Below are 14374 nucleotides of genomic sequence, written 5' to 3'. Positions count from 1 at the left end.
CGGACCCGTAGGTTACGGTGTCGTAGGTATCCCAAACCGTGCCTTCCACCCAGCTCCAGCGAGGTGCCATGACCACGACAGCCATCGACACGCCTACCGGCACCGCGACTGCTCGCGGACAGAAGCCGCTGACCGAGGGAGCCCAGTCGAAGGGCACCTTGATCGGGCTCTGGGCCTTCGTGGTCCTGCCGTTCCTGGCGCTGTTCGCGGTCGTGCCGGTCGCCTGGGGCGGCTGGCTGAACGTCACCGACGTGGTCATCTTCGCGGTGATGTACGTGGTGACCGGCCTGGGCATCACCGTCGGCTACCACCGCTACCTGACGCACAGCTCCTTCAAGGCGACGCGCTGGCTGCGCGTGACGCTGGCGGTCGCGGGCGCGATGGCCGTGCAGGGCTCGCCGACCCAGTGGGTCGCCGACCACCGCCGCCACCACCAGTACTCCGACCTCGAGGACGACCCGCACTCGCCGTGGCGGTTCGGCAACTCCTTCAAGGGCCTGACCAAGGGCATGTTCCACGCCCACGTGGGCTGGCTGTTCGCCCGCGAGCTGTCCAACCGCACCCGGTTCGCGCCGGACCTGCTGGCCGACAAGGACATCGCCAAGGTCGACAAGCTGTTCGGCCTGCTGTCCCTGACCACCGCGTTCGCGCCGGCCGTCGTCGGCGGCCTGGTGACCTGGTCGTGGCAGGGCGCGCTGACCGCGTTCTTCTGGGCCGGCCTGATCCGCATCGGCCTGCTGCACCACGTCACCTGGGCCATCAACTCGGTGTGCCACGTCTACGGCGAGCGCCCGTTCGAGATGCGCGAGGGCGACAAGGCCTCCAACTTCTGGCCGCTGGCGATCCTGTCCTTCGGCGAGAGCTGGCACAACCTGCACCACTCGGACCCGACCTGTGCCCGGCACGGCGTCATGCGCGGCCAGATCGACATCTCGGCCCGGGTGATCTGGTTCTTCGAGAAGTTCGGCTGGGCCACGAACGTCAAGTGGCCCAAGGCCGACCGGCTCCAGGCGAAGATGCTCGACCGGGACGCCGAGCTCAAGCTGGCCCGGTGACGACGGTCGACACGACCGGCGACTCCCTTCCGCTGGCGGCTCGTCCCGGAGGTTCGCCGTCCAGGCGAACCTCCGAGGACTCCCCACCAGCGCCGCCCTCATCCTCCTGGCAGGATGGGGGCGTGGCAGACGACTCCCGTGACGCCCGGCCGGCCCGGCAGGCTGCCGCCCCGAAGACCGGCTCACGGGTGCGGATGAGCTTCTCCCAGCGCCGCGAGCAGCTGATCTCCGTAGGACGGCAGCTGTTCGCCGAGCGCGGTTTCGACGCGACCTCGATCGAGGAGATCGCCTCCCGCGCCAAGGTCTCCAAGCCGGTGGTCTACGAGCACTTCGGCGGCAAGGAAGGCCTGTACGCCGTCGTGGTGGACCGCGAGGTCACCTCGCTGCTGACCCGGGTCACCTCCGCGCTGACCGCGGGGCACCCGCGCGAGCTGCTGGAGCAGGCGGCGCTGGCGCTGCTGGACTACATCGAGGAGGAGACCAACGGCTTCCGCGTGCTGGTGCGCGAGTCGCCGGTGATGTCCTCGTCGGGCAACTTCTCCTCGGTGCTCAACGACGTCGCGCACCAGGTCGAGCACATCCTCGGCGCGGAGTTCAAGACGCGCGGCTACGACCCGAAGCTGGCCGAGCTGTACTCGCAGGCGCTGGTGGGCATGGTCGCGCTGGCCGGCCGCTGGTGGCTGGAGGTGCGCAAGCCACGCAAGGAGACGGTGGCCGCGCACCTGGTCAACCTGTGCTGGAACGGTCTGTCGCATCTGGAGCCCAAGCCCGCCCTGCTGACCCGCAAGGGCGTCAAGTAGTCGCCTGCGGTGGCGGCCGCTCGGTGTCATCCGGAGCGAAGCGCAGGATGGCATCGATCAAGGCCGCGGTAGCCGGCGAGCATGACACGGCCTACTTGTTGGCGTGGGGTTTGACGGCGAACTTGTCGCCGGGGCGGGTGCTGTGGCGCAGGACCTCTTCGGCGATGGACTCGGCCGGTGTGCCGACCTTGCCGTACATCCCGGCGATCAGCATGATCGTGCCGAGGATGAACGAGACCACGCAGGTGGAGATCTCGAAGTTGAGTTTGTTCGCCGAGGTCTGCATGACGGTCAGCATGACGAGACCGGCCAGCATGAAGATGCCGCCGGCCCAGATGTTGATGAAGTGGTCGATGTTGCGGCCGATGATGGCGCCGCCGAGCACGACCACGCCGACGATGATCGACAGCCAGGCGAACGCGGGGTTGGTCTTCAGGCCGAGCGCCTCGGTGTCGCCGCGGGAGAAGAACGGTTCACCGGCGGTGCGGATGGCGCCGACGATGCCGAACACCAGCAGGTACGCACCCGACAGTCCCGCCAGGAAGCGCCACTGGGGCCTTAGTCGGTGATTGACCGGTAGATGCATAGGCCCAGTGTCCCGCCGGGAGTGTCCCGGCGGGACCGATTCGCGGCAAATCAGGCCGCGCCGACGCGGTGCTTCTCCTCAGCGGCGGCCTTGGCGGCCGAGCCGACCTTGACGTACATCCCGGCGGTGAACAGGACCGAGCCGATGAGGTACGAGACGATGCAGGTCGCCATCGTGAAGTTCAGCACGTTCGAGTCGGTGTGCATGAGTGCCAGCATCGCGGTGCCGACGAGCATGAAGCCGACGCCGACCCACATGTCGACGAATCGGTCCAGGTTGCGGCCGACCAGCGTGGCCAGCAGGACCGCGGCACCGGCCGCGATGCTCGCGTACGAGAAGGCGGGGTTGGTCTTCAGGCCGAGCGCGCTGGCGTCGCCCTGGTGGAGCAGCGGCTCGCCCTGGCTGTCGAGGTAGCCGAGCACCCCGAACGCCAGCACGAACAGCCCGGCGAGCAGGGCGAGCCCGCGGTACAGCGGGCGCAGGGAGTGGTTGACGGGCATGTGGGAAGCCATGTCGCAGCTCCGGCGGGTGCGAGGGGTCAGGGGCGGCGTGAGGTTATCAGGCCTCCCCTGACCCGCTTCATGCCAGCTATTCGGAGATCAGCTCCGCGAGGTTGAGCCACTCGTCCTCGAGCAGCCCGCGCTCGTCCTGCAGCGCCTTGAGGGTGGCGTCCAGCTCGGCGATCTTCGCGAAGTCGGTGGCGTGCTCGGCCATCTGCGCGTGCACCTTCGCCACCCGCTGGTCGAGCTTGTCGATCTGCCGCTCGACCCGCGAGACCTCCTTCTTCGCCGCCCGCACCTCGGCCGCGCTCGGACCGCCGGTGCGTTCGGCCTTCGGCTGTCCGGCCGCCGCGGCCGTGGCCCCGCCCGCCCGCGCCGCCTCGTGGTCAACGCGCTGGAGGTACTCGTCGACACCGCCCGGCAGGTGCCGGATCTTGGCGTCGCCGAACAGGCCGTACACCTTGTCGCAGACGCGCTCGACCAGGTAGCGGTCGTGGCTGGCCACGATCATCGTGCCAGGCCAGGTGTCGAGCAGGTCCTCCAGCGAGGCCAGGGTGTCGGTGTCCAGGTCGTTGGTGGGCTCGTCGAGGATCAGCACGTTCGGCTCGCCCGCGAGCAGGCGCAGCATCTGCAGCCGGCGGCGCTCGCCGCCGGACAGGTCCGCCACCGGGGTCCACACCCGGCGGTCGGTGAAGCCGAACACCTCGGCCAGCTGCGACGCCGACAGCTCCCGGTCGCCGAGCTTGACCCGCCGGGCCACCTGCTCGACGGCCTCCAGCAGCCGCAGCTCGCCGGGCAGCTCCGCGAGCTCCTGGGACAGGAACGCGGGGCGCACCGTCTGGCCGGCCCGGAAGCCGGCCGCCTCGGTGACCCCGGCCAGCAGCCGCAGCAGCGTCGACTTGCCCGCGCCGTTCGCGCCGAGCAGGGCGATCCGGTCGCCGGGGCCGACGTGCCAGGTGACGTCGTCCAGGATCAGCTTCGGACCCGCGTACAGGGTGACGTTCTCCAGGTCGTACACCTGGCGGCCCAGCCGGGCGGTGGCCAGCTTGGCCAGGGTGACCTGGTCGCGGGCCTCGGGCACGTCGGCGATGAGCGCGTTGGCGGCGTCGATGCGGAACTTCGGCTTCGAGGTGCGGGCCGGCGGCCCGCGGCGCAGCCAGGCGATCTCCTTGCGGAGCAGGTTCTGGCGGCGGGACTCGGTCACCGCGGCGACCCGTTCCCGCTCGGCGCGGGCCAGGATCCACGCGGCGAAGCCGCCGTCGTACGCCCGCACCTGCTGGTCGGCGACCTCCCAGATGTGGTTGCAGACCGCGTCCAGGAACCACCGGTCGTGGGTGACCACGACCAGCGCGCCGCGCAGGCTCTCGTTGAGGTAGCGGGCCAGCCAGTTGACGCCCGCGATGTCGAGGTGGTTGGTGGGCTCGTCGAGGATCAGCAGGTCGGTCGGGCGCACCAGCAGCGCGGCGAGCGCGATGCGCCGCCGCTCGCCGCCGGACATCGGCCCGACGGGCTGGTCCAGCCCGAGGCCGGGCATGCCCAGGCCGTCGAGGATGTTGCGGACCCCGGAGTCGCCGGCCCACTCGTGCTCGGCCTCGAACGCGGCGGGCAGCCAGGCGTCGCCGAGCACGACGTCGCGTACGGTCAGGTCCGGGGCCAGGTCCAGCGCCTGCGGCAGCGCGGACACGCGCAGGTCGCGGCGGTGGGTGACGCGCCCGGAGTCGGGGTCCTCGGCCTTGGTCAGCATCCGCAGCAGGGTCGACTTGCCCGCGCCGTTGAGGCCGACCACGCCGATCCGGTCGGCGTCGTCGAGCCCTAGGGAGACGTCGGTGAGCAGGGGACCGGTCGGGCCGTAGCCCTTGCCGACCCGGTCCAGATTGATGATATTGGCCATGGTGAGGTCAGCCTATCCGGGCGCCGTGCACGGCTCCGTACGCCTGCTGCACCCCGCGGCACAGGCCCGACTCGCGCAGCGCCTGGGCCAGGTCGGCCCCGTGTGCCTCGTCACGTGCCAGGAAGACGCAGGTCGGGCCGCTGCCGGAGACCAGGCTGGCGAGCGCGCCGGCCTTGTCGCCCACGTCGAGCGTGTCGGCCAGCGCGGGCCGCAGGGACAGCGCGGCCGCCTGCAGGTCGTTGCCCAGCGCCGCGCCGAGCACCGCCGGGTCCCGCTGGCGCAGCGCGCTGAGCAGGTCGTCGCTGCTGTTCAGCGGGGCCGGCGCGGTGCCCGCGGCGCGCATCCGGTCCAGCTCGCCGTACACCTGCGGAGTGGACAGGCCGCCGTCGGCGAACGCCACCACCCAGTGCCACCGGTTGGCGCGGGCCAGCACCGGGCTGACCGCCTCGCCGTGGCCGGTGCCCAGCGCGGTGCCGCCGTAGAGCAGGAACGGCACGTCGGAGCCGAGCGTGGCGGCGACCCGGGCCAGCTCGTCGCGGCCCAGCCCGGTGCCCCACAGCGCGTCCAGCGCGACCAGGGTCGCGGCGGCGTCGGCGGAGCCGCCGGCCAGGCCGCCCGCGAGCGGGATCGTCTTGCGCAGGTGCAGCCGGGCGTGGGCGGGCACCTTGGCGGTCGCGGCCAGCGCGTGCGCGGCCCGGATCACCAGGTTGCTGTCGTCGAGTTCCAGCTCGCCGACGCCCTCGCCCTGCATGGTCAGGCTGAGCGTGTCCCCGGCGCGCGCGGTGACCTCGTCGTACACGGAGATGGCGTGGTACACCGTGTGCAGCTCGTGGTAGCCGTCGGACCGCAGCGGGCCGACCCCGAGGTGCAGGTTGATCTTCGCGGGCACTCTCACCCGGACCGGTCCTGACAAGGCTCCCGCCAGGTCATCGTCGTCGCCGCCGAGCGTCCACGCCTCTGTCACGCCGACCAGCGTACTGGCCCCGCCGCAATCACCCGGCGGCGCAGCACCCCGCTCCCACACCCCCCGCTTCTCGCTCCGTGGGGCGGCCCCCCGACCTCCCCTTATGTAGACGTTGGCCTATCTGATCGAGTTTTCGTAGAGCAAAACTCGATCAGATAGGCCAACATCTATCAGCAAGTCAGAGTTTCGCGGCGGCCAGGGCCGCGAAGGCGTGCACGTCGAGCTGCTCGCCCCGGGTGGACGGGTCGATGCCGGCCTTGCGGAGCAGGGCCTCGGCCGCCGGTGCGCTGCCCGCCCAGCCGGCCAGCGCGGCCCGCAGCGTCTTGCGGCGCTGCGCGAACGCGGCGTCGACGACCGCGAACACCGCGTCGCGGGGCACGTCGTCGCGGGGCGGCTCGCGCCGGGTGAACGAGACCAGGCCCGAGTCCACGTTGGGCACCGGCCAGAACACCGCCGGCGGCACCTTGCCCGCCTGCCGGGACGAGGCGTACCAGGCCAGCTTCACCGACGGGATGCCGTAGATCTTGCTGCCGGGCGCGGCGGTGAGCCGGTCGGCGACCTCCTTCTGCACCATGACCAGCCCGTGCCGGATGCCCGGCAGCTCGGCCAGCAGGTGCAGCACCACCGGCACCGCGACGTTGTACGGCAGGTTCGCCACCAGCGCCGTGGGCGGCGGGTCGAACTCGGCCGCGGTGATCCGCATGGCGTCGCCATTGTGGATGGTCAGCCGGTCGGCCAGGGCGGGAGCGCGCTCGGCGGCGGTCGTGCCGAGCGCCGCCGCCAGCGGCGGGTCGATCTCGACCGCGTGCACGTGCGCCGCGAACGGGAGCAGGCCCAGCGTCAGCGAGCCCAGGCCGGGGCCGACCTCGACGGCGACGTCGGCCGGGTCCAGCTCGGCGGCGGCCACGATCCGCCGGATGGTGTTGGGGTCGTGCAGGAAGTTCTGCCCGAGCTTCTTGGTCGGCGCGACGCCGAGCCGCGCGGCCAGCTCCCGGATCTCCGCCGGGCCGAGCAGTCTTGCCTGTTCAACGGTCACGACATCAGGCTATCGGCCGCGCCCGGCCGCGGCGCGGCGCGTGCGTCCGCCGGCCGTCACCCGCCCTGGCGGCGCGTGCGCACCGTCAGCCGCAGGCCGCCCTTGGGCCGGATCGTCGCCTGCCCGGACAGTTGCACCGGCTGGTCGGAGACCGGCTCCAGGGTGACCCGGGGCACCAGGGTCGCCAGCACCAGCGCGATCTCGGCCTCGGCGAAGCGGTTGCCGACGCAGATCCGCGGGCCGTCGCCGAACGGCAGGTACGCCTCGCGCGGGATCTCCGCCCCGGGCGCGAACCGCTCGGGCCGGAACTCCTCCGGATCGGGCCAGTACGCCGGGTCGGTGTGGATCACGTAGGGGCTGAAGAACAGGATCTGGCCCGCCTTGACGGTGTGCCCGCCGAGACGGGTGTCGGCGACCGGGGTGCGGTCGAACAGCCAGCCCGGCGGCCAGCGGCGCAGCGTCTCCTTCACGACCTGGCCCAGGTAGGGCAGGTGCGGCAGGTCGGCCATGGTGGCGGGGCGCTCGCCCAGCACCTCGGCGACCTCGGCGCGCAGCCGGTCGGCGATCTCGGGGTGCCGGCCCAGCTCGTAGCACGCCCAGGTCAACGCCGTCGCGCTGGTCTCGTGTCCGGCGAAGAACATGGTCAGCAGCTCGTCGCGGATCTCGGTGTCGGTCAGCGCCGGGCCGCCCTCGGGGTCCTTCGCGCTGATCAGCATCGACAGCAGGTCGCCGCCGTCGCCGCCGCGTTCACGGCGGCGGCGGATCAGCTCGTACGACAGCCGGTCCATGCGGGCCACGCTGGCCTTGCGCCACCGGTGGGTCTTCGTCGGCAGCCAGCCGGGCAGCAGCCCGAAGGACAGCAGGTATGCGTTGAGCGAGTTGACGAAGTCGTGCACCGCGGCGAAGACCTCGTCGCCGTCGTCGTCCACGGTGAACAGCGACATCCCGACGATGCGCAGCGTCAACCGCGTCATCTCCTCGACGACCTCGATGCGCTGCCCGTCGGCCCAGGAGCCGAGCAGGCGCAACGACTCGCCGACCATGATCTCGCCGTAGCGCGCGATGCGCTGGGTGTGCAGGCTCGGCAGCACCAGCCGGCGGTGCCGGCGGTTCTCGACGCCCTCGCGGGTGAGCAGGCCGTCGCCGACGTGGCCCTGCAGCAGCCGGGTGGTGCGCCACGACTTGGCGAACTCCTGCGGTCGCTTGACCAGCATCTCGTGCACCAGCAGCGGATCGGCGACGAGCACCATGGACAGCGGGCCCATCCGCACCCGGCTCACCGGCCCGGTGGTGCGGGCCGTGCGCTGCAGGAAGCCCGGCATGTCGCGATTCATCTCGCGCAGGTTGCCGAGCAGCGGCAGGCCGGGCGGGGAGGGGATGGTCTCCGTCGTCACATCGACGAGGTTAGACGCGCCCGGGGACACTCACCAGGGGCCGAAGACCCGGTTCCCGGTGTCGGAGATCGCGTGGCACATCTCGGCCAGCGGCATGCCCTTGGCCTCGGCGAGCGCCCGCACGGTCAGCGGGATCAGGTAGGAGGCGTTGGGTCGCCCGCGGTGCGGCATCGGGGTCAGGTAGGGCGCGTCCGTCTCGACCAGGATCTGCTCCGGCGGGGTCAGCGCGGCCGCCGCGCGCAGCTGCGGCGCGTTCTTGAAGGTCACCGTACCGGCGAAGGACAGCACGAAGCCGCGCCGCACGCACTCGGCGGCGAACACCTCGTCGCCGGAGAAGCAGTGCATCACCACCGTCTCGGGCGCGCCCTCGTCGTCGAGCACGCGCAGGATGTCGGCGTGGGCGTCGCGGTCGTGGATGACCAGCGGCTTGCCGACCCGCTTGGCCAGTGCGATGTGGGCGCGGAAGCTGCGCTCCTGCGGTTTCAACCCTTCTTCCCCGGTACGGAAGAAGTCCAGGCCCGTCTCGCCGATGCCGCGCACCCGCGGGTCCTGCGCCAGCGCCGCGATCTCGGCCAGCGCGGCGTCCAGGTCGGACAGCCGGGGGGCCTCGTTCGGGTGCAGCGCCACGGTGGCGACGACAGCCGCATGGTCGGTGGCGCAGGCCACGCCCCAGCGCGAGGAGGCCACGTCGACGCCCACCTGCACCAGCCGGTCCACGCCGACCTTCGCGGCCGCGTCGATCTGGGTGGCCGGGTCGCCGCCGTCCTGGGCGACGATGTCGAGGTGGGTGTGGCTGTCCAGCACGGGATGGGGCAGTGCCTCCGGAGCGGGCGGGAAGGACTCCCAGCGGCGTTCGGCGGCCCGCGCGGCGCGATCGTTCGTCACCTGCTCATGATCCCACCCGCCCGGCACCGGTCAGGCCGCCGGTGCGCTGCCATGACCTGGCCGTCTGACCACTGCCACCGGAACCGGCCCCCGGCCACCGCTCCTGCGAGGTCGATCACCCTCCGCGCGGCCTTCTGTTCAGGCGGTGTTCACCTGGGTGGCACGCGCGGAGATTAGCGTCAGAGCCCGTGACGACCGTCAATGACACCGACCGCGGCACGGTTCTCGTGGACGGCCGCGCCTACGCCGCGGACGCGATCGCCGGTGGCGCCGCCTACGAGCTGTTCAGCGAGACGCCCGCGCCGGGCTTCCTGCGCATGGACAACCCGGGCCGGTGGGCATACCACCGGTTCGTGCCGGCCGCCGAGGTCGCCGCGGGCGCGCTGGAGCTGGCCGCGACGCACCCGGAGTCACCGCTGTGCGCGCCGCTGTCGCGTGCCGTGAGCTGGGAGCACGTGCACCGGCTGAGCCAGCGCCCGCCGCGTGACCGGCAGGCTGCCGAGCTGGTCGGCACGGTGCGGGCCAGCGCCACCGTGCGCCGGGGCACCCGGATGGTCATGCCGCTGAACCCCACCAGTGTGACCGCGCTGCTGCGCGGGCGCCTGCCGCACGGCTTCTGCTACCGCGAGTGGGACCTCGCCCACCTGCGCACCCCCGCCGAGCTGGCGGTGCTGGGCGCGGGCGGCACCGGCGCCCAGGATCCGGCCGACGAGGTCGCCTACCTGCTGCGCTGGCGGGCCGTCGACCCGCGCGACTACATGCCGTCGGCCGGGGACGCGGTGGCCGGGCTGGTGGCCATGCCGCCGCACGACCGGGTCGGCGCGGCGGTGCTCGGCACCGGGTTCGCGCCGAGCAGCAGCGAGCTGATCCCCGAGTGGATCACCGCGGACTTCGCCGACCTGCCCCTGCCCGCGCACGCGGCGCTGGTCGCGTACGTGCCGGACGGCACCGAGATCGTGCTCTACACCTTCCAGCCCGAGCAGCGCGGCTGGCTGCGCCTGGTCGGCCCGCAGTGGCGGCGGCTGCTGCACCCGCTCCGCGAGATCAGCGCGGACCAGGAGTACCTGCCGATCCCGCGCACCGAGACGGTGTTCAGCCGGCTGATCGGCACGTTCCGCGGCGAGGAGTACGAGGCCGTCGCCGACCCGCCGGAGGAGTTCCGGGTGCTGGCGATGAGCCGGGCCGCCCGCTACCCGGTCGAGTCGCTGCTGCGGCGCACCCGCTACGCGCACTGGCGCGGCGCGCCCTGCACCGTGCTCGGGGCCGACAGCACCTGGGTCCGGCTGCGCCTGTGCCGCCCCGACCCGACCAACGTGGCCGCGCTCGGCGCGCAGTGCTACGAACGGGGCGTGTACGAGGCGTGGGCGCCGGCGACCGAGGTCACCGACGCCCAGGACGTCGACATCCGCTACCCGCTCTAGCTCTCCAGCCGGGCCAGCTCCTCGTCCACAATGGACGGGTCCAGCTTCTTGAACACCGGCGTCGGCGCGCTCAGCGGCGTGCCGGCGCGCAGCTCCCGCGGCTCCCACCTGGCCCCGACGGTGTAGTCGCCGGTCAGCACGGGGTAGCCGGGGCCGCCGTCGAGATCGGACACCTCGACGATCTCGGGCATCGGCGCGTGCACGCCCTCGCCGCCGAGCAGCAGGTGGATCTTCTGCGCGGCGTGCGGCAGGAACGGCGTCAGCAGCGTGTTGCAGTCGGTGATCGCCTGCAGTGCGGTGTGCAGGATGGTGGCCAGCCGGGGCCGGTCCTCCTCCGCCTTGATCTTCCACGGCGACTGGTCGGACAGGTACTTGTTGGCCTCGCCGACGATGCGCATCGCCTCGTTGATCGCGGCCTTCTGCTTGTGGTTCTCCAGCAGGCCGCCGACCGTCGCGAAGCCGCCGCGCACCGTCTCCAGCAGCGCGGTGTCCTCCGGCGTGAGGTTGCCGGCCATCGGCACCGCGCCGAAGTTCTTCACCGCCATCGAGACGGTCCGGTTGACCAGGTTGCCCCAGCCCGCGACCAGCTCGTCGTTGTTGCGGCGCAGGAACTCGGCCCAGGTGAAGTCGGTGTCGGTGGTCTCCGGCCCGGCCACCGCGATGTAGTAGCGCAGCGCGTCGGCGTCGTAGCGCTCCAGGAAGTCGCGCACGTAGATGACGACCCGGCGCGAGGAGGAGAACTTGCGGCCCTCCATGGTCAGGTACTCGCTGGACACCACCTCGGTGGGCAGGCCCAGCTCGCCGAGCTCGCCCGGCTTGCCGCCCTTGTCGCCCTTGCCGTCGTAACCGAGCAGGATCGCCGGCCAGATCAGCGAGTGGAAGACGATGTTGTCCTTGCCCATGAAGTAGTACGAGCGGCCGTCCTCGGACTGCCACCACTTGCGCCACGCCTCCGGGTCGCCGGAGCGGCGGGCCCACTCGATCGAGGCCGACAGGTAGCCGATGACCGCGTCGAACCAGACGTAGAAGCGCTTGGTGTCCCAGCCCTCCTTCGGGATGGGCACACCCCAGTCCAGGTCCCGGGTGATCGCGCGGGGCCGCAGGTCGGCCACCAGGTTCTTGGAGAAGCGCAGCACGTTGGGCCGCCAGCCCTCGCGGGTGTCGAGCCACGAGCCCAGCGCGTCGGCGAACGCGGACAGGTCCAGGAAGTAGTGCTCCGAGTCGACGAACACCGGCGTCTCGCCGTTGATCTTCGACTTGGGGTTGATCAGGTCGATCGGGTCCAGCTGGTTGCCGCAGTTGTCGCACTGGTCACCGCGGGCGCTGGTGTAGCCGCAGATCGGGCAGGTGCCCTCGATGTACCGGTCGGGCAGGCCGCGGCCGGTCGACGGGGAGATCGCGGCCTGGGTGGTCTTCGCGATCACGTACCCGTTGTCGAACAGGGCGGTGAACAGCTCCTGCACCACGGCGTAGTGGTTGCGGGTGGTGGTCCGGGTGAACAGGTCGTAGGCGAGGCCCAGCCCGTGCAGATCCTCGACGATCATGCGGTTGTACTTGTCGACCGCCTCGCGGGGCGTGATGCCCTCGGCGTCGGCCTGCACCTGGATCGGCGTGCCGTGCTCGTCGGTGCCCGACACCATGAGCACGTCGTGGCCTGCCATGCGCATGTACCGGCTGAAGACGTCGGAGGGCACTCCGAAACCGGAGACATGACCGATGTGGCGGGGGCCGTTCGCATAAGGCCAGGCGACCGCGGCGAGAACGTGACTCATGACTAACCAGCGTAGTGAAGGCCGCCGCTGGTCCATGCACCGGTTGTCACCTCTTACGACACGCCCGGCAAATCCCCTTGTCAGGTGTCCGACTGGAGTGAAATGACCAGGTATGAGGGATAACGTGGACAGCCTCGCGCACGATGAACCCAACCAGCGGGTCGAGCCCGGTGCGGCCCCCGCCCGCGACGAGGCCCACCCCTTCCGGCCCGTCCGGCCCGGCACGCTGGTCGCCCCGCCGCCGCCCGGCCTGGTGGCGCTGTCCGCACCCGCCGACACCGACACCCCGTGGCGCCGCCCCGACGACCAGGCGTCCGCACCGCGTGTGGTGAACGCCCACCCGTCGCCGCAGCCCGTCGCGGTCGCGCCGGCATCACCCCAGCCAGTCGCCGGCGTACCGGCGTCGCCGCAGGTCGTCGCGGGCGTACCCATGTCACCGCAGCCCGTCGCGAACGCGCCCGTGTCACCGCGCATCGTGGCGGGTGTGCCGGCGTCGCCGCCGGCCGCGCCGGAGGACCTCGGGGCAAGGCCGGTCGTGCCCGAACCGCCCGACGCCCGCCAGACCGAACCCCACGAGCACCCCGTACACGAATCCGCAGCGCCCCAGCCCGCGGCACCGGACGCGGCACCGGACGCGGCGATGCCGCAGCAGGTCGAGCCCGACCCGGCGCAGGCGCGCGCCGCCGAACCGGACACGGCACCGCCGCCCGCGGAGTCCGACCCCGCGCCCGACCGCATGCCCCTGCCGGACGGCGTCGCACCATCGCCGCAGGCCGAATCCTGGCCGCAGGCCGAAGCCTCGCCGCAGACCGGGGCATCGCCGCAGGCTGAATCCTGGCCACAGACCGGAGCCTGGCCACAGGCCGAAGCCTCGCCGCAGACCGGGGCATCGCCGCAGGCCGAATCCTGGCCACAGACCGCAGCCTCGCCTCAAACAGGGGCATCGCCGCAGGCCGGCGACCCCGTCACAGTGGGCTTCGGCGAGGACCCGGCCGCCGACCCGGAAGCCGAGCACACGTCGGGGCGCGCGAATCCCGCCTGGCTCGGCGAGCCGACCGGTGGCTTCGACCTCGACCTGCCGGAGCTCGGTGGCCGGAACCCGTCCTGGCTAGGCGAGCCCACGCGCCGCCCCGACCCCGACGAACCGTTCGACCAGTACGCCCTGCCCGACGACGCGCCCTCAGCCGCCCTGGCGGCGCCCCCGGTGCCCGAGCGGCCCGCGGCGGCGCCCGGCCAGCTGCGCGGAGCACGCAACGCCGTCACGGTGGACCTGGCGAACCCGGAGGACGGTCACGCCGAACTGCCGGACAGCGACAGCGGACTGCCCGCTCCCGGTGCCGCTGCCGCCTCCGTTTCTGCGCTCGCGCCGCTGGCCGCGGGGCACCGGCCGACGGCGGCGGGAGTGCCGCACACCCAGGCTTCCGGGACCTCCGCACCGACCGAGGCGTTCACCATGCCCGTGCAGGAGGTCCCGCGGGAGAGCTGGATCGACCCCCGGCTGCACGGCGGCCGCCGTCGGCAGGAGGCCGCCCCGGCGCGCAAACGGGCGAAGCGGCCCCGCCCACCGCGGCGGGCCGGTGTCGCGATGCCGCTGCTGATCCTGTTCGGGCTGGTCGCCGCGTTCTTCAGCTGGGTCAGCGCGGAGCCGCTGTGGCTCGCGGTGGGTCACGGCAAGACCGGCACGCTGACGGTCACCAGCTGCGCCGGCAGCGGGCTCCTGCAGCGCTGCGTCGGCGAGTTCGCCACTCCGGCCCGGGACTTCACCGCCGACTCGGTCAGCGTGCTCGGCCCGCCCGGACAGGCCGAGGGGCTGAGCGCACCGGCCCGCATGGTCGGGGCCGGCAGCCACCGGGCGTACGTCACCAACGGCACCGGCGGTCTGCACCTGCGCTGGATGGTGGGGCTGTCGATCGTGCTGTTCTGCTCGATATGCATCGTCTTCGCCACGGGCGCCCTGCGCCTGCCCGGGCGCCACGAACGCCTCGCCGCCGTCGGCCTCTCCTTCGCCGGCCCCCTCCTCATCACCATCGGCTTCCTCGCCGCCACCTTCTGACCCCACCGCAGCACACC

12 protein-coding genes are annotated in these 14374 nt (G+C 72.3%); 4 read left to right on the top strand and 8 right to left on the bottom strand.

Annotated features, from left to right (window positions below; all coding sequences use genetic code 11):
* The first annotated feature begins 68 nt into the window (after positions 1-68).
* On the top strand, positions 69-1055 hold the full coding sequence (locus HAV39_RS17480) for an acyl-CoA desaturase (protein ID WP_120318001.1): 987 nt from the start codon (positions 69-71) through the stop codon (positions 1053-1055).
* 194 nt (positions 1056-1249) lie between these two features.
* Positions 1250-1855, top strand: coding sequence for a TetR/AcrR family transcriptional regulator (locus tag HAV39_RS17475; protein ID WP_239120511.1), 606 nt, complete (start codon positions 1250-1252; stop codon positions 1853-1855).
* 91 nt (positions 1856-1946) lie between these two features.
* Here the strand turns inward: HAV39_RS17475 and HAV39_RS17470 are convergent, their stop codons facing one another.
* The 7 genes from HAV39_RS17470 to HAV39_RS17440 all read right to left on the bottom strand — a co-directional run bounded on the left by HAV39_RS17470 (position 1947) and on the right by HAV39_RS17440 (position 9111).
* A complete protein-coding gene (locus HAV39_RS17470) occupies positions 1947-2441 on the bottom strand; it encodes a DUF4383 domain-containing protein (protein ID WP_191840240.1) in 495 nt (164 codons plus the stop codon).
* 50 nt (positions 2442-2491) lie between these two features.
* Positions 2492-2953, bottom strand: coding sequence for a DUF4383 domain-containing protein (locus tag HAV39_RS17465; protein ID WP_191840239.1), 462 nt, complete (start codon positions 2951-2953; stop codon positions 2492-2494).
* A 76-nt stretch (positions 2954-3029) separates the two neighbouring features.
* Positions 3030-4832 (bottom strand): ABC-F family ATP-binding cassette domain-containing protein, encoded by a 1803-nt coding sequence (locus HAV39_RS17460; RefSeq protein ID WP_191840238.1) that lies wholly within the window; start codon positions 4830-4832, stop codon positions 3030-3032.
* Positions 4833-4839: 7 nt separating this feature from the next.
* Positions 4840-5796 carry a 4-(cytidine 5'-diphospho)-2-C-methyl-D-erythritol kinase gene (locus tag HAV39_RS17455; RefSeq protein WP_191840237.1) on the bottom strand — a complete coding sequence of 319 codons (957 nt, stop codon included), beginning with the start codon at positions 5794-5796 and terminating at the stop codon, positions 4840-4842.
* A 178-nt stretch (positions 5797-5974) separates the two neighbouring features.
* Complete coding sequence (rsmA, locus tag HAV39_RS17450) at positions 5975-6832, bottom strand: 16S rRNA (adenine(1518)-N(6)/adenine(1519)-N(6))-dimethyltransferase RsmA (RefSeq protein WP_239120496.1); 858 nt, start codon at positions 6830-6832, stop codon at positions 5975-5977.
* Positions 6833-6888: 56 nt separating this feature from the next.
* Positions 6889-8226, bottom strand: a complete 1338-nt coding sequence (locus HAV39_RS17445) for a cytochrome P450 (protein WP_191840236.1) — start codon at positions 8224-8226, stop codon at positions 6889-6891.
* 30 nt (positions 8227-8256) lie between these two features.
* Complete coding sequence (locus tag HAV39_RS17440) at positions 8257-9111, bottom strand: TatD family hydrolase (RefSeq protein ID WP_191840235.1); 855 nt, start codon at positions 9109-9111, stop codon at positions 8257-8259.
* Between the two features lie 188 nt (positions 9112-9299).
* Here HAV39_RS17440 and HAV39_RS17435 point away from each other — a divergent pair, with 188 nt between their 5' ends.
* Entirely contained in the window at positions 9300-10532 is a 1233-nt protein-coding gene (locus HAV39_RS17435; RefSeq protein WP_239120497.1) for a hypothetical protein, read from the top strand.
* Here HAV39_RS17435 and metG read toward each other — a convergent pair.
* Positions 10529-12304: a methionine--tRNA ligase gene (gene metG, locus HAV39_RS17430; protein ID WP_191840234.1), complete on the bottom strand. Its 1776-nt coding sequence runs from the start codon at positions 12302-12304 to the stop codon at positions 10529-10531. The genes HAV39_RS17435 and metG overlap by 4 nt on opposite strands.
* A gap of 112 nt (positions 12305-12416) precedes the next feature.
* Between metG and HAV39_RS17425 the strand changes: the two genes are divergently transcribed.
* Positions 12417-14357, top strand: coding sequence for a hypothetical protein (locus HAV39_RS17425; RefSeq protein ID WP_191840233.1), 1941 nt, complete (start codon positions 12417-12419; stop codon positions 14355-14357).
* Positions 14358-14374 lie beyond the last annotated feature (17 nt).

Source organism: Catellatospora chokoriensis (genome assembly GCF_011297315.1).
Lineage (GTDB): Bacteria > Actinomycetota > Actinomycetes > Mycobacteriales > Micromonosporaceae > Catellatospora > Catellatospora citrea.
This window is presented reverse-complemented; position numbering and strand designations above follow the sequence as displayed.